Origin of the sequence: Mycobacterium sp. WMMD1722 (assembly GCF_049315205.1) — a bacterium.
Lineage (GTDB): Bacteria > Actinomycetota > Actinomycetes > Mycobacteriales > Mycobacteriaceae > Mycobacterium.
On the sequence record NZ_CP186056.1, the window covers coordinates 2336763 to 2351886 of the forward strand.

General features: G+C 70.6%; 15 protein-coding genes. 7 read left to right on the forward strand and 8 right to left on the reverse strand.

Translation table 11 applies throughout. The features are described from left to right. Window positions 1–25 precede the first annotated feature (25 nt). Window positions 26–1420 carry an FAD-dependent oxidoreductase gene (locus ACN27E_RS11085; protein ID WP_422749031.1) on the forward strand — a complete coding sequence of 465 codons (1395 nt, stop codon included), beginning with the start codon at window positions 26–28 and terminating at the stop codon, window positions 1418–1420. On the opposite strand, the gene manA is transcribed toward ACN27E_RS11085, so the two are convergent. The 4 genes from manA to ACN27E_RS11105 all read right to left on the reverse strand — a co-directional run bounded on the left by manA (window position 1404) and on the right by ACN27E_RS11105 (window position 5659). Beyond that, a complete protein-coding gene (gene manA, locus ACN27E_RS11090; protein ID WP_422749033.1) occupies window positions 1404–2630 on the reverse strand; it encodes a mannose-6-phosphate isomerase, class I in 1227 nt (408 codons plus the stop codon). The genes ACN27E_RS11085 and manA overlap by 17 nt on opposite strands. Before the next feature lie 4 nt (window positions 2631–2634). Further along, a complete protein-coding gene (locus tag ACN27E_RS11095; protein WP_422749034.1) occupies window positions 2635–3726 on the reverse strand; it encodes a TobH protein in 1092 nt (363 codons plus the stop codon). Next, window positions 3726–5111 carry a phosphomannomutase/phosphoglucomutase gene (locus ACN27E_RS11100; RefSeq protein WP_422749035.1) on the reverse strand — a complete coding sequence of 462 codons (1386 nt, stop codon included), beginning with the start codon at window positions 5109–5111 and terminating at the stop codon, window positions 3726–3728. Before ACN27E_RS11100 ends, ACN27E_RS11095 begins: the two co-directional genes overlap by 1 nt. A gap of 125 nt (window positions 5112–5236) precedes the next feature. After that, the gene (locus ACN27E_RS11105; RefSeq protein ID WP_422749036.1) at window positions 5237–5659 is read right to left on the reverse strand and encodes a DUF3499 domain-containing protein; all 423 of its coding nucleotides are present in this window, start codon (window positions 5657–5659) and stop codon (window positions 5237–5239) included. 132 nt (window positions 5660–5791) lie between these two features. On the opposite strand from ACN27E_RS11105, the gene ACN27E_RS11110 reads away from it, so the two are divergent. After that, window positions 5792–6214 (forward strand): metallopeptidase family protein, encoded by a 423-nt coding sequence (locus ACN27E_RS11110; protein ID WP_422749804.1) that lies wholly within the window; start codon window positions 5792–5794, stop codon window positions 6212–6214. Between the two features lie 84 nt (window positions 6215–6298). On the opposite strand, the gene ACN27E_RS11115 is transcribed toward ACN27E_RS11110, so the two are convergent. Continuing rightward, entirely contained in the window at window positions 6299–6535 is a 237-nt protein-coding gene (locus ACN27E_RS11115) for a WhiB family transcriptional regulator (protein WP_422749806.1), read from the reverse strand. Between the two features lie 472 nt (window positions 6536–7007). On the opposite strand from ACN27E_RS11115, the gene cofD reads away from it, so the two are divergent. From cofD to ACN27E_RS11130, 3 genes are all read left to right on the forward strand, one after another. Beyond that, window positions 7008–8003, forward strand: a complete 996-nt coding sequence (gene cofD / locus ACN27E_RS11120; protein WP_422749039.1) for a 2-phospho-L-lactate transferase — start codon at window positions 7008–7010, stop codon at window positions 8001–8003. A 71-nt stretch (window positions 8004–8074) separates the two neighbouring features. Continuing rightward, window positions 8075–9412, forward strand: coding sequence for a coenzyme F420-0:L-glutamate ligase (locus ACN27E_RS11125; RefSeq protein ID WP_422749808.1), 1338 nt, complete (start codon window positions 8075–8077; stop codon window positions 9410–9412). Beyond that, window positions 9409–9954, forward strand: coding sequence for an NUDIX hydrolase (locus tag ACN27E_RS11130; protein WP_422749040.1), 546 nt, complete (start codon window positions 9409–9411; stop codon window positions 9952–9954). The genes ACN27E_RS11125 and ACN27E_RS11130 overlap by 4 nt, the downstream gene beginning before the upstream one ends. Window positions 9955–9968: 14 nt before the next feature. Here ACN27E_RS11130 and ACN27E_RS11135 read toward each other — a convergent pair whose 3' ends face one another. From ACN27E_RS11135 to rfbD, 3 genes are read right to left on the reverse strand one after another with little or no spacing between them, the layout of a single operon-like run. Continuing rightward, on the reverse strand, window positions 9969–11048 hold the full coding sequence (locus ACN27E_RS11135) for a sugar phosphate nucleotidyltransferase (protein ID WP_422749041.1): 1080 nt from the start codon (window positions 11046–11048) through the stop codon (window positions 9969–9971). 2 nt (window positions 11049–11050) lie between these two features. Further along, complete coding sequence (locus ACN27E_RS11140) at window positions 11051–11932, reverse strand: glycosyltransferase family 2 protein (RefSeq protein WP_422749043.1); 882 nt, start codon at window positions 11930–11932, stop codon at window positions 11051–11053. A 34-nt stretch (window positions 11933–11966) separates the two neighbouring features. Then, window positions 11967–12848, reverse strand: coding sequence for a dTDP-4-dehydrorhamnose reductase (gene rfbD / locus ACN27E_RS11145; protein WP_422749045.1), 882 nt, complete (start codon window positions 12846–12848; stop codon window positions 11967–11969). Between the two features lie 91 nt (window positions 12849–12939). Between rfbD and ACN27E_RS11150 the strand changes: the two genes are divergently transcribed. Continuing rightward, on the forward strand, window positions 12940–14418 hold the full coding sequence (locus ACN27E_RS11150) for an LCP family protein (protein ID WP_422749047.1): 1479 nt from the start codon (window positions 12940–12942) through the stop codon (window positions 14416–14418). Beyond that, complete coding sequence (locus ACN27E_RS11155; protein WP_422749049.1) at window positions 14406–15116, forward strand: TIGR03089 family protein; 711 nt, start codon at window positions 14406–14408, stop codon at window positions 15114–15116. The genes ACN27E_RS11150 and ACN27E_RS11155 overlap by 13 nt, the downstream gene beginning before the upstream one ends. Window positions 15117–15124: the final 8 nt, after the last annotated feature.

Genomic DNA, 15124 nt, shown 5'->3' on the forward strand with positions numbered 1-15124 from the left:
GCAATGTACCGAGTACTGTGCACCGATGGGGCGGACTACTAAACACGCCGTGGTGATCGGCGGCAGCATCGCGGGCATGTGCGCCGCGCGGGTGCTCTCCGAGGTCTACGGCCAGGTGACGGTGTACGAGCGCGATGCGCTGCCCGACGGGCCGGCCAACCGGGCCGCGGTCCCGCAGGGGCGGCACGTCCATCTGCTGATGGCCCGCGGCGCGCAGGAATTCGAGCGCCTCTATCCCGGTCTGCTCGCCGGCATGGTGGAGGCGGGCGTGCCGATCCTGGAGAACCGGCCGGACTGCATCCACTTCGGCGCCGCCGGCCATGTGCTCGGCACGAACCACACCCTGCGCGACGAGTTCACCGCCTATGTGCCGAGCCGGCCGCAGCTGGAATGGCAGATCCGGCGGCGCACGGCCCAGATCCCGAACGTGACGATCGAACGCCGCTCGGTCAACGAACCGATCTTCGACGCGGCGGCGGGTCGGGTCACCGGGGTGGTGCTCGATACCGGCGACGGCACCGAGGCGGTGGCCGCCGACCTGGTCGTCGACGCCACCGGGCGCGGCACCCGGTTGCCGGTGTGGCTGGCCCAGTGGGGGTACGAGCGGCCCCGCGAGGACACCGTGGACGTCGGCATCGCCTACGCCACCCAGCAGGTGCACATCCCGGAGTCGGCGCTGGCCGAGAAGGTGGTGGTGGCGGGCGCATCGGCCGAGCAGCCACTGGGGCTGGGCATGCTGTTCTACGAGGACGGCAACTGGAACGTGACCACGTTCGGTGTGGGGAAGGTGCAGCCGCCGCAGGACTTCGGGCAGATCTGCGATCTGGCCGACACGATCCTGCCCGCGCACGTCGCTTCGGCGCTGCGCGCCGGAACCCCGTTGGGCGATATGGCCTTTCACAAGTACCCGACGAGCCGGTGGCGCCGCTACGACAAACTCGACCGGTTCCCGCTGGGCATCGTGCCGTTCGGCGACGCGGTGGTGAGCTTCAATCCCACCTTCGGGCAGGGCATGACCATGACCTCGCTGCAGGCCGGCCATCTTTGCCGCGCCCTGCAGTACCCCGACGACCGCGTGGCCGCGGAACTCAACCGGGCGACGGCGAAGACGACGTACCCGGTGTGGCAGATGAATGCGATCGGCGATCTGACCCTGCACCGCGCCACCACGGATGGGCCGGTGCCCTGGTGGTACGCGCCTGTCGGGGGGCTCTTCGACCAGTTCCTCGGCGCCGCCGAAACCGATCCTGTTCTCGCCGAATGGTTTCTGCGGCGGTTCAGCCTGCTCGACAGCCTCTACATGGTGCCGTCGGCGCGACTGGTGGGCCGCACCGTGCGGCACAACATGGGATTGTGGCTGGCGCAGAAACGGTCAGCCCGGCGAGGCCGCACGAGGACGCTCGTCACGACCCGACGGTGACGCGGAACAGCTTCGCGGGCACCTGGGCAAGCAGGCGGATCGGTCCGTCGTCCGCGGCGACCCAGGCCGCCGAACCCCGCTGCATGGTCAGCGTCGTGCCCTTGGCGTGCAGGGTGGCCGAACCGTCGGTGCACAGCAGCACCTGCGGGCCGTCCTGGCCGGCCGGGGCGTCGATCTCGTGGCCCAGATCGTCCCCACCGAGTTCGACCACCGAGACCTCGAATTCCGGCGCCGGTGTGCGGTACACCAATTCCATCGGGGCGCGGCCGGATTCGGGACGCAACACCAGATCAGGCGTCGGGGTGAAGTCGAGAACGCGCAGCAGCTCCGGCACATCGACGTGTTTGGGCGTCAGCCCGCCGCGCAACACGTTGTCGGAGTTGGCCATCACCTCGAAGCCGACACCATGCAGATAGGCGTGCAGGTTGCCGGCCGGAAGATAGATGCCCTCACCCGGCCGCAGGGTGATGCGGTTGAGTAGCAGCGCCGCGAGCACACCGGCGTCATTGGGATAGCGCTCGCCGAGTTCGAGCACCGTCCTGGCCTCCGCGGCGAACGTGGTGTGCCCCTCGCGGACATAGTTGATCGCCCCGTCGAGGACGGCCGGAACCAGCTCGTCGAGATGCGGCTGCGGCGCGGTGATCCAGGTGGTGAACAGCGCGCGCAGTCCGTCGGGCTCGGACTGTCCGGACAGCAGGTTGATCGACGGGGCGAGCTGCGGGACCTGCAGGGCGTGCAACAGTTCGACGGTCGCGGCGACCGGCCGGAAACCGGCGAGCGCCTCGAAGCGGTCGAGTGCCACCAGCAGCTCCGGCTTGTGGCTGCGGTCGCGGTAATTGCGCATGGGCGCCGTCACCGGAATGCCCAACTGTTCTTCGCGGGCATAGCCTTCGGCGGCCTGTACGGCACTGGGATGGGCCTGCAGCGAGAGCGGCTCGTCGGCGGCGAGCACCTTGACCAGGAACGGCAGCGCGTCGCCGAAGCGCCGCACCGTCGGCGCACCGAGCTGGCCGTCCGGATCGGCCCGCACGGCCTCGAGCAGCGAGATTTCGCGGTCCCCGTCCTGCAGATACGCCGGGTCACCCGGATGCGCGCCGAACCACAGCTCCGCCTCGGGATGCGCTGTCGGACTTGGCCTTCCGGTGAACTCCGCAATCGCGGTCCGCGAACCCCACGCGTAGGTCCGCACCGCCCCCCTCAGCAGATGCACTCGCTCATCCTCGAACCAGTCGCAGGTAGACCGCGGTCATCTCCAACCGCACGGCCAGCTTGGCCAGCTGGTGTTCCAACCGCCCGGCTCCGGGGGCCGGCGATCCGACGTTCGGCGCATCCGGGACGTCGTCCGCGTCGACCACCTCCAGATCGTCGTAGCCGCTCACCCGCGCCGCCACGGCGGCCCGGTCGCGTCCGGTGGTGAGGACCAGGGTGCGCACCCGTTGCGGCAGTGGCCCGTCGAGCTCCTCGTCGTGGAAGATCGACGGCTGGGCTCCCCCCGCGGACCGTCCGAAACCGGCCCGCAGCGCGACCAGCACATCGGTCAACCCGACCGCGGCCACGGTCTCCTGCGCGACCCGTAGCAGCACTGCCGCACCGTGGCGGGCCAGCGTCAGCGTCGTGGCCTCGTCTCCGGCGAGCACCACGTCGCGCCCGGTGATCCGGTCGGCCAACGCCTTGGCCGGATTGGTGAACAGTTCGCGGGCGGGACTGTTGCGCAGCGCTTCGGCGTCCAGTTCGTCGGCGAGTTCGCCGAGGTCGACCCGGAAACCGGCATCGACAACCTGCAGTACCGCCAGGCCGGCCGCCAGATAACGCACCAGCCCGAAGTCGTCGGGTACCCACAGCCGCGGCGGGAGCCAGACCGCCCGCCCGGCCGTCGCATCGCGCAGCGGCCCCTCGAACGGCGCCACCGCGACGACGCGCGCACCGCGGCGTGCCGCCATGGCCGCGGAGCTCACCAACAGGGGTTCGGCCGGATCGTCGCCCGCGACGATCATCACGTCGAGCGCTCCGACCCACGGCGGTGCCTCGGTGGCCACCGCGACGGGTGCGGCCAGCGAGGCGCCGAACGCCGCTGCGAGCAGGGCGCCCGCCGTCTGTGCAGTCCCACGACCGGCCACCCAGATGACGGTGCGAGGCGGCTGCGGGGCTCGCAGCTCTTCGAGCGTTCCCTCGTCCAGCGCCGCCGCGGTGGCGCGCACCTGCGCACCGGCCATCGCCGCCGCCCGCAACAGGCCGTCGCGATCGGCGGCGACCAAACCGTCGGCGTCGTCGAGGTCGATCACGGCGGCCGAGGACGCGCTGCTCATCACGGCGACGTTCCGTTGCGGGCGGTGATCAGCCCGGCCACGTGGTCGACGACCTCGCCGACCTCCTCGGTGGTCCGGGCCTCGACGTTGAGGCGCAGCAGCGGTTCGGTGTTGGAGGTGCGCAAGTTGAACCAGCACCCGTCGCCCAGATCCACGGTGACCCCGTCGAGATGGTCGATGGAGTTGATGCGGTGGCCGTAGGACACCAGCACGGCGTCGACGCAGTCGGCCGCGTCGGTCACCGTGAAGTTGAGCTCGCCGGAGGCCTCGTAGCGGTGGTAGTCGGCCATCAGTTCCGACAGGGGCCGATCCTGTTCGCCGAGTGCGGCCAGCACGTGCAGAGCGGCCAGCATCCCGGAGTCGGCGCCCCAGAAGTCGCGGAAGTAGTAGTGCGCGGAGTGCTCCCCGCCGAAGATCGCCCCGGTCTCGGCCATCAGACCCTTGATGTAGCTGTGGCCGACCCGCGAACGCACCGGCGTACCTCCGCGTTCGACCACGAGCTCGGGAACCGCCCGGGAGGTGATCAGGTTGTGGATGATCGTGCCGCCGATCTCGTGCTGCAATTCGCGGGCCGCCACCAGCGCGGTCACCGCCGACGGCGACACCGGCCTGCCCTGTTCGTCGACGACGAAACAGCGATCGGCGTCGCCGTCGAAGGCCAACCCGATCTCGGCCCCGGTCTCGAGCACGAAGGACTGGAGATCGACCAGATTGGCCGGATCCAGCGGATTGGCCTCGTGGTTGGGGAACGTGCCGTCGAGTTCGAAGAACAACGGCAGCACCGTCACCGCATCGATCGGTCCGAATACTGCGGGGGCGGTGTGCCCGGCCATCCCGTTGCCGGCGTCGACGGCCACCCGGAGCGGCCGCAGCCCGTCGAGGTGCACCAGCGAGCGCAGGAACGCGCCGTAGTCGGCCAGCACGTCGCGTTCGGAAACGGTGCCTCGCGGCCCGTCGTAGGCCGGCACACCGGCGCTCACCTCTGCGGCGATCTGGGCCAGCCCGGTGTCGCGACCCACGGGTTTGGCGCCGGCCCGGCACAACTTGATGCCGTTGTACGCCGCGGGATTGTGGCTCGCGGTGAACATCGCACCGGGGCAGTCCATCGACCCGGAGGCGAAATAGAGCTGATCGGTCGACGCCAATCCGATCCGGACCACGTCCAGGCCTTGGGCCGTCACCCCGTCGGCGAAGGCCTCCGACAGGGCCGGCGAGCTCGCCCGCATGTCGTGACCGATGACCACCTGTGCTGCGTCGGCCCGGACCAGGCGGGCGAAGGCACCGCCGACCTCGGCGACGAACCCTTCGTCGAGTTCCTCGCCGACCAGACCACGCACGTCATAGGCCTTGATGACGCGATCCACGGTTGCGGCCGGGCGGGACATACGACTCCTAGGGTCGAGGAAGCGTCGAGGAGAAGCTCGCCGCCAGCCTAGCCGCAGGGAGGTGAGGGGCCAGTGGCCATCTCAGGGGCCGTCGCCGGGACGGCCGCTGGACTCACCCGAACTGGTCACTCACCGGGGTCCGGCAGTACCCGCAGGTGACCGCGCCGCCGTCCATTGTTCTCCGGACGCCGCACCGGTGTTGCGACCAGCGCACTCCCGCCGGCCCCGACGCCACCCGGATCGGAGAAGCCGGCCACCACCCCGTTGGCCGGCGCGGCGGGCTGGCGGCCCTCGCGGACCGCGTCGGCGAGCGCGACCAGGTCGTCGTCGTCCGGATGCGTGGGCAGCGGGCCGGCGTGGCGGACCAGCTCCCAGCCTCGCGGTGCGGTGATGCGGCTGGCGTGGCCCACGCACAGGTCCCACGAGTGCGGCTCCGAGACGATGGCCAGCGGGCCGACGACTGCGGTGGAATCGGAGTAGACGAACGTCAGCGTCGCCACCGCATAGTGGGGGCACCCGGGCCGGCAGCAGCGACGGGGAACATTCACGAACGGAAGGCTATCGCGGGACAAACTCCGGGCGGTGCCGGACACGCGCAGCGGCGGAGCGGCCGATAGCCAACCGTTACGATCCACTTCGTGCCCGAGCGCAACCGATCGACCTCGCGCCGCGGGCGCGGGATGCGCGGTCCGCTGCTCCCGCCGACGGTGCCGGGTTGGCGCAGCCGCGCCGAGCGATTCGACATGGCGGTGCTCGAAGCGTACGAGCCGATCGAGCGGCGCTGGCAAGACCGGGTCGCGACCCTCGACGTCGCGGTCGACGAGATTCCCCGGATGGCGCCGAAGGATCCGGAGAGCGTGCAGTGGCCACCCGAAGTCGTCGCCGACGGGCCGATCGCGCTGGCCCGGCTCATTCCGGCCGGGGTGGATGTCCGCGGAAACGCCACGCGGGCACGAATCGTGTTGTTCAGAAGACCGATCGAGCGGCGGGCGAAGGACTCCGACGAACTCGCGGACCTGTTGCATGAGGTGTTGGTGGCGCAGGTGGCCACCTATCTGGGCGTCGAGCCCTCCGTCGTCGACCCGACGATCGACGACGAGTGAGGTGCGGGCCACGCCCGCGGGTACTACCTGTTGGGTCTGATGCTGGGGATCCGCATTATTCGGTGGATCCGCGCCGGTGCGGCCTCAGATGATGCCGCGCTTGAGCCGGCGGCGCTCGCGCTCGGAGAGTCCACCCCAGATGCCGAAGCGCTCGTCATGGGCCAGTGCATAGTCGAGGCATTCGTCACGAACCTCGCAGCCCATGCAGATCCGCTTGGCCTCGCGGGTCGATCCGCCCTTCTCGGGGAAGAACGCCTCGGGGTCGGTCTGGGCGCACAGCGCCCGCTCCTGCCACAGGTCGGCGTCGGCGTCCTCGGTGATTGCCGGCTCGAACTCGACCCGGTCCGGGACGACGCTGAGCTGCGGCCGGCCCATCGGGCTCACCGGCGCCGGCTGACCGCCGGTGTACGGCGCGCTGCCGTACGAGCCGAGCATCCGGTTGTCGAATCGCACCACTTGATCGAAATCCCTTGACTCAAAAGACATTTCCCCGCCCTCCTGGTTGTGTGTCGTTGTTCCGCTGGTGGCCCCGTACCGTGCCCAAGGGACCGATTCAATTCGAACAAGTGATCGAATCTCGGTCTGCAACACCAGCTTCGGGAGGCGTACCGGGAATGACACTGGTGTGATTACACACGCGTTAGCTGCCCGGGTCAAGCGCTTGAACAGGAATTCATACCACCCCGTGACAAAGATGCGGCGCGTCGGAAATCTCGGCGTGTCCACTCCGTGACCACCGCCACCCCAGGACGGGTGCTGCCGCGCCGTATCGCACCGCCTAATCTCGGTCGGTGTGAAGGTCACGGTCTTGGTCGGCGGTGTGGGCGGTGCCCGCTTCCTGCTCGGCGTGCAGCATCTGCTCGGGCTCGGTCAGTTCGCGCAGACGCCTGCTGCGCAACCGCCCGAGCACGAGCTCACCGCGGTCGTCAACGTCGGCGACGACGCCTGGATGTTCGGTGTGCGCATCTGCCCTGATCTGGACACCTGCATGTACACCCTCGGCGGCGGTATCGACCCCGAACGCGGCTGGGGCCATCGCGACGAAACCTGGCACGCCAAGGAGGAACTCGCCGCCTACGGCGTACAGCCCGACTGGTTCGGACTGGGCGACCGCGATCTGGCGACCCACCTGGTGCGCAGCCAGATGCTGCGCGCGGGCTATCCGCTGTCCCAGGTCACCCAGGCGCTGTGCGACCGGTGGTCACCCGGGGCCCGGCTCCTGCCCGCCAGCGACGACCGCAGCGAGACCCACGTCGTCATCACCGACCCGCAGACCGGCGACCGGGGCGCCATCCACTTCCAGGAATGGTGGGTGCGCTATCGCGCCAAGGTGCCGACGCACAGCTTCGCGTTCGTCGGAGCCGACAAGGCCACGGCGGGCCCCGGCGTGGTCGACGCGATCGCCGGGGCGGACGCCGTATTGATCGCCCCGTCCAATCCCGTCGTCAGCATCGGCGCCATCCTGACGGTGCCCGGCATCCGCGCCGCGTTGCGGACCACCGGGGCGCGGGTCATCGGCTACTCCCCCATCGTGTCGGGAAAGCCGTTGCGCGGCATGGCCGACGAGTGCCTGTCGGTGATCGGCGTACCCACCACCTCCGAGGCCGTCGGCGGTCACTACGGCGCCAGGTCGAGCACGGGCATCCTCGACGGCTGGCTGGTGCACACCGGTGACGACGCGACGATCGACGGGGTGCAGGTGCGCGCGGTACCGCTGCTGATGACAGATCCGGCCACCACCGCGACGATGGTGCAGGCCGGTCTCGAACTGGCCGGGGTGTGGCCGTGACCGGGCCGATCGAACACGGCACCAGCCACATCGAGCACGGCACCAGCCACATCGAGCACGGCACCAGCCACATCGAGCACGGTGCCGCCGCGACGATCGAACTGCTGCCGGTACCGGGTCTGCCGGAATTCCGCCCGGGTGACGACCTGGCTGCCGCCCTGGCCGGCGCCGCACCGTGGCTGCGCGACGGCGACGTCGTCGTGGTCACCAGCAAGGTGGTGTCCAAGTGCGAGGGCCGCATCGTCGCCGCGCCTGCCGATCCCGAGGAACGGGACACGTTGCGCCGCAAGTTGATCGACGAAGAGGCGGTCCGGGTGCTGGCGCGCAAGGGGCGCACCCTCATCACCGAGAACGCGATCGGGCTGATCCAGGCCGCCGCCGGTGTCGACGGGTCCAACGTCGACACCGACGAACTGGCCCTGCTGCCGGTGGACCCCGACGGCAGCGCGGCGGCCCTGCGCGCCGCGCTTTCCGAACTGCTGGACGTGACGGTCGGCGTCGTCATCACCGACACCATGGGCCGCGCCTGGCGCAACGGACAGATCGACGCGGCGATCGGTTCGGCGGGGCTGCCGGTGCTGTACGGATACACCGGCGCCCACGACGCGCACGGCAATGAACTGGTGGTGACCGAGGTGGCCGTCGCCGACGAGATCGCCGCGGCCGCCGATCTGGTCAAAGGCAAGCTCACCGGCGTCCCCGTTGCTGTCGTGCGCGGACTTCGGTTGCCCGACAACGGCTCCAGAGCAGGTGACCTGCTCCGCTCCGGTGCGGATGATCTGTTCTGGCTGGGCACCGAGGAATCCATCGCCCGGGGCAGACGCGAGGCCCTGCTGCTACGCCGGTCGGTGCGTCGATTCGCCACCGAATCCGTTGCCGCCGAGCTGGTCGAAGATGCGGTCGCCGAGGCGCTCACCGCGCCGGCACCGCACCACACCCGACCCGTGCGCTTCGTCTGGGTCCAGGACCGGGCGGTGCGCCGGCGCACGCTCGATCGGATGAAGGACCGCTGGAGCGCCGATCTGGCCGGTGACGGCAGGACGGCCGATTCGATCGACCGCCGCACCGCGCGCGGCCAGATCCTTTACGACGCACCCGAACTCGTCATCCCGTTTCTGGTCCCCGACGGCGCGCACGACTATCCCGACCCCACACGCACCGCGGCCGAACACACCATGTTCACCGTGGCCGGCGGTGCCGCGGTGCAGGCCCTGCTGGTGGCGCTCGCCGTTCGCGGCCTCGGCAGCTGCTGGGTGGGGTCGACGATCTTCGCCGCCGACGTGGTGCGCGAGGAACTCGACCTGCCCGCCGACTGGGAACCGCTCGGCGCCGTCGCGATCGGCCATCCCGTCGAGCCGGTCACCCCGCGCGAACCCGGACCGACCGACGGGCTGCTGGTCCGCCGGTGAGTTTGCACGCGTCGGCCGTCACGACGCTGCGCGAGTGGGCGGCCCCCGATCCGGCGCAGGATTCGCTGCGCCACGCCATGCTCGCGTTCCTGGACGCCCGGCCCGACGCCTGTCTGCGCAGCTGCGCGCCGGGCCACATCACCGCCTCGGCGCTGGTGCTCGACCACACCGGCAGCCGCGCGGTGCTGACCCTGCATCCCCGGGTCGGGCGCTGGCTGCAACTGGGTGGGCATTGCGAACCCGACGACGCCGACATCTGCTCAGCGGCGCTGCGCGAGGCCGCCGAGGAATCCGGCATCGCCGGTCTGGTGGTCGATCCCGCGCTCGCCGCCGCGCACGTCCACCCGATCACCTGTTCGCTGGGCGTGCCCACCCGCCACCTGGACCTGCAGTTCCTGGTCCACGCCCCGGCGGGTGCGCAGCTCCGTCGCTCCGCGGAATCGCTCGACCTGCGCTGGTGGCCGCTCGAGGCGCTTCCGCGCGAGACCGACGCCGGGCTACGGCAACTGGTGACCGCGGCGCGCCGCCGCGGTCGGATCTGAGCCGCGCGGCGTCGTCAGATGTCGGTGGAGTAGCGGATCCCGCCGTCGGGGATCTGCACCCCCGGCCACACCCGCGCGCCGCGCAGCAGCTCGCACCGGGCGCCGATGTCCGCGCCGTCACCGATCACCGCGTCCCGGATCAGGGCCCGCGGCCCGATACGGGCCCCGAAGCCGATGATGGACCGCTCGATCACCGCACCGGCGGCGACCGTCACCCCGTCGAAGATGACCGCGCCGTCGAGCCGGGCGCCGGCGCCGATCTCGGCACCGCGGCCGACCACCGTTCCACCGATGAGCAGCGCCCCGGGCGCCACCCCCGCCCCGTCGTGGACCAGCGATTCGCCGCGGTGGCCGTGCAGCGCCGGCGACGGGGCGATACCCCGGACCAGGTCGGCCGAACCGCGGACGAAGTCCTCGGGGGTGCCCATGTCGCGCCAGTAGGTGGCATCGACGTACCCGCACACCCGCAGTCCGTCCGACAGCAGATTCGGGAACACCTCACGTTCGACCGACACCGGCCGGTCCCGCGGGATGCGATCGATCACCTCGCGCCTGAACACGTAGCACCCGGCGTTGATCTGGTCGGTCGGCGGGTCCTGCGTCTTCTCCAGGAACGCGGTCACCACACCGTCGGCGTCGGTGGGCACACAGCCGAAGGCCCGCGGATCGCCGACCCGGACCAGATGCAGGGTCACGTCGGCTCGGTGACTCTGGTGGGTGTCCAGCAGCGCCCCCAGATCGCAGCCGGACAGCACATCGCCGTTGAAGACCATCACGGTGTCGTGGCGCAGCTTCTCCGTCACGTTGGCGATACCGCCACCGGTGCCCATCGCCTGGGGTTCGAAGACGTACTCCATCTCCAGACCGAGTTTCGAGCCGTCCCCGAACGAGGCCTCGAACACTTCGGCCTTGTAAGAGGTGCCCAGCACCACGTGTTTCACGCCCGCCGCGGCGATCCGTGAGAGCAGATGGGTCAGGAAGGCCAGCCCGGCCGTCGGCAGCATCGGCTTGGGCGCCGAGAGGGTCAGCGGGCGCAGCCGGGTGCCCTGACCACCGACCAGCACGACCGCGTCGACTTCGGCTGGATTCACCACGTTCAACCCCCTGCGCGTCGGTTTCGGCCAGCTTTCCAGATCACCGCTCGCGCCCGCACCGCCAGCGCGAATTTCATCGTGCCCCGCAGCGGGGCCTGCCAGGCGCGTGGATAGCGGTCGGAGAGGAAGGTGTAGGTGCTCACATGGTGGGCCGCGAGGTTGCGCGCCGGATCGCGGCCGGTGGAATGGCCCTTGTGATGCAGGATCTCCGCCGTCGGGACGTAGACGTTCAACCACCCCGCCGCGCCCAACCGATCCCCGAGGTCGACGTCCTCCATGTACATGAAGTAGCGCTCGTCGAATCCGCCGATCGCGTCGAATGCCGCCCGGCGCAGCAGCAGACAGCTGCCCGACAGCCACCCCACCGGCCGCTCGCTGGGCTCCTGCCGGTCCTGCCGGTAGGCGGTGGTCCACGGATTGGACTTCCAGAACGGCCCGACGACGGCGTGCATACCGCCGCGCACCAGGCTGGGCAGGTGCCGCGCCGACGGGTAGACCGAGCCGTCGGGATCCCGGATCAGCGGGCCCAGCGCGGCCGCCCGGGGCCAGCGGCGAGCGGCATCGAGGAGTTCGTCGATCGAGTTCGGACCCCACTGCACATCCGGATTGGCGACGATCACGAACTCGGGGTCCCCGAGATCCCGCTCGATCGAGGCCACGGCGCGGTTCACGGCGGTCCCGTACCCCACGTTGCCGCCGGTGCGCAGCAGCCGGGTGTTCGGGTAGCGCTCCAGCGCTTCCTCCGGCGCACCGTCGGTGGAACCGTTGTCGGCCATCACGACGGTGACGGGACGGTCGGTCGCGTGGGCCAGCGAAGCCAGGAACCGGTCGAGGTGTCCACCCGGTGAGTAGGTCACCGTCACCACGACCAGTTCGTCACTCACGGCGTAGAGGGTAGCCGCCGTTGAGCGGACGCCTTCACGGGCCGGTCGAGGCCCGGTGGAGGGCCGACGCCAGCGCCTCCCGCCAGGGCCGCAGCGGGGTGAGCCCGGCCGCGGCCGAGCGGCGCGACCCCAGCGCGGAGTAGGCCGGTCGTGGCGCCGGGCGCGGATGCCGGTCACCGGTGATCGGCCGCAGCCGCGCAGGATCGGCCCCGATCAGCTCGAATACCGCCTGCGCCAGGTCGAACCGGCTGGCCGGGCCGGTGTTGGCGGCGTGCAGCAACCGGCCGCCGACCCGGCCGTCGGCGATCTCGAGAAGCGCGCCCGCCAGATCGTCGGCATAGGTGGGGGAACCGATCTGGTCGGCCACCACCTCGATCGGGTCGTCGACCGCCGCCGCGGCCGCCCGGCGTCGCATCGTCGCCACGAAGTCGGCGCCGTCGCGGCCCTCGTACACCCATGCGGTGCGCACGACGTAGGCGTCGGCACCGCTGATCAGCGCCGCCTGCTCACCCGCCAGCTTGGTACGGCCGTAGACACTGAGCGGCCCGGGCGGATCGTCGGTCTCGTACGGACGCGGGGCGGCGGATCCGAAGTCACCGCTGAACACATAGTCGGTCGAGAGATGGATCAGGGTGGCTCCGGCGTCGGCGCAGGCGCGCGCGAGGTGGCCCGGGCCCTCGGCGTTCACCGCCTGCGCGCGCCGCGGGTCGGCCTCGGCCGCGTCGACGGATGTGACGGCGGCACAGTTGACCACCACGTCACCGGCACCGGGCAGACCGGCCACCGCTTCGGGGTCGGTGATATCGCAGTCGGCCGAGGACAGCGTCGTGACTGCGCGCTGTTCACCGCGCGCGCGGGCGGCCAGGACCCGCCCGACCAGTCCCCCCGCACCGGTGATGACGATTCGCCGCGACACGGCTGCGAGTGTGACACGAGCCGATCACTCGGGCTCGACAGGCCGGGGATCGCTACCCGGCCTCCGGCCGACTCGCAAGTAGCCTGGGCTGATGCCCGCTCGAGCCCTACGCGCCATCGCCGTGATGGTGGCGCTCGCCGTCGTGCTCGGAACGGGGGTGGCGTGGAGCCGCATCCGCTCGTTCGAGTCCGGCATCAACCACATCAGCTCACCGGCCCTGGGCGATGGCGGCGAGGACGGCGCGATCGACATCCTGCTCGTCGGCTCCGACAGCCGCACCGACGCCCACGGCAACCCGCTGTCGGCCGAGGAGCTGGCCACCCTGCGCGCCGGTGACGACGTCTCGACCAACACCGACACGATCATCCTGGTGCGCATCCCCAACAACGGGAAGTCGGCGACGGCGATCTCGATCCCGCGTGACTCCTACGTCGAGGCGCCCGGCATCGGGAAGATGAAGATCAACGGCGTCTACGGATCGGTTCATCTGGAGAAGATGAAGGAACTGGTCGAGGAGCAGGGCGTCGATCCGGCGGTCGCGCAGAAGGAGGCGACCGAGGATGGGCGGGAGGCGCTCATCAAGACGGTCGCCAAACTGACCGGCGTCACCGTCGACCACTACGCCGAGATCGGCCTGCTCGGATTCGCCCTCATCACCGATGCGCTCGGCGGCGTCGACGTGTGCCTGAAAGAACCGGTCTACGAACCGCTCTCGGGTGCCGACTTCCCGGCCGGGTGGCAGCGACTGAACGGACCGCAGGCGCTCAGCTTCGTCCGCCAGCGCCACGACCTGCCGCGCGGCGACCTCGACCGGGTCACCCGCCAGCAGGCGGTGATGGCCTCGCTGGCCCACGAGGTGGTCTCGGGCAAGACGCTGTCGAGCCCCGCCACGCTCAGCCGGCTCGAGGCGGCGGTGCAGCGTTCGGTGGTGCTCTCCGACGGTTGGGACATCATGGAATTCGTCGACCAGCTGCAGAAGCTGGCCGGCGGCAACATCGCCTTCGCCACCATCCCGGTGCTGCGCGAGGACGGCTGGAGCGACGACGGTATGCAGAGTGTGGTGCGCGTCGACCCGACCGCCGTCCAGGAGTGGGTGACCAGCCTGCTCAACGAACAGGATGAGGGCAAGACCGAGGAGCTGGCCTACTCACCGGACAAGACGACCGTCGACGTGGTCAACGCCAGCGACGTCAACGGACTGGCGGCGGCGGTGTCGGCGGCGCTGGTCGCCAAGGGCTTCACCGCCGGTTCCACCGGCAATCACGAGGGCACCGGCCAGATCAGCGGCAGCCAGGTGCTCGCGCCGAACAAGGACGACCTCGGCGCCCAGGCGGTGGCCACCGACCTCGGCGGACTGCCGGTCGTGGAGGACTCCTCGGTGGCGGAGAACACGGTGCGGGTCGTGCTGACGGCCGATTACACCGGCCCGGGTTCGGGCCTGGACGGCACCGACCCGTCCATGCTGAACGCGGGCGCCGGCGAGTCCGGGGGCACCGTCGATGCGGCCGCGACACTTCCGCCGCCGCAGATCATCACCGCCGGCTCCGACGACCCGGAGTGTGTGAACTGACCGTCACCGGTGCACTGCTGGGCCCGCTGCTCGACTCCGATCCGGTCGGCCCGCGCATCACCTACTACGACGACGCCACCGGGGAGCGCATCGAGCTCTCCGCGGTGACGCTGGCCAATTGGGCGGCCAAAACCGCGAATCTGCTGCGCGACGAGATGGGCGCCGGATCCGGCAGCCGGGTGGCGGTGCTGCTCCCGGCGCACTGGCAGACCGCCGCGGTGCTGTTCGGCATCTGGTGGATCGGTGCGGAGGTGCTGATCGGCGACGCCACCGGTGCCGACATCGCGTTGTGCACCCGCGACAGCCTCGAAGCGGCCGACGCCGTCGCCGACGAGGTCGCCGTCCTGTCGCTCGATGCATTCGGCCGGCCCGCCGCCGACGTACCGTTCGGGGTCACCGACTACGCCACCTCGATCCGGGTGCATGGTGATCAGATCGTGCCCGAACGCGTCCCCGGCGCCGCGCTCGACGGCCGCTCCGTCGACGAGGTGCTCGACGCGGCGCGACGCGCGGCCGCGGCGGCCGGACTGGCCGCCGGCGAGCGGGTGATGTCGAGCGCCGGATGGGTCTGCGCCGACGATGTGATCGACCATCTGCTGGCCGTGTTCGCAGTCGGCGGCTCGCTGGTGCAGGTGACTCATCCCGATCCCGCGGCGCTCGACCGGCGTCGCGCGACCGAGAAGATCACCCGCGGCTAGGTGTACTC

What these genes read in the sequence shown, in the direction of transcription:
- ACN27E_RS11095 (WP_422749034.1), bottom strand. Translation starts at nt 3,726, where the DNA reads ATGAGCAGCGCGTCCTCGGCCGCCGTGATCGACCTCGACGACGCCGAC.
- ACN27E_RS11085 (WP_422749031.1), top strand. Translation starts at nt 26, where the DNA reads ATGGGGCGGACTACTAAACACGCCGTGGTGATCGGCGGCAGCATCGCG.
- ACN27E_RS11150 (WP_422749047.1), top strand. Translation starts at nt 12,940, where the DNA reads ATGCCCGCTCGAGCCCTACGCGCCATCGCCGTGATGGTGGCGCTCGCC.
- ACN27E_RS11100 (WP_422749035.1), bottom strand. Translation starts at nt 5,111, where the DNA reads ATGTCCCGCCCGGCCGCAACCGTGGATCGCGTCATCAAGGCCTATGAC.
- ACN27E_RS11110 (WP_422749804.1), top strand. Translation starts at nt 5,792, where the DNA reads ATGCGCGGTCCGCTGCTCCCGCCGACGGTGCCGGGTTGGCGCAGCCGC.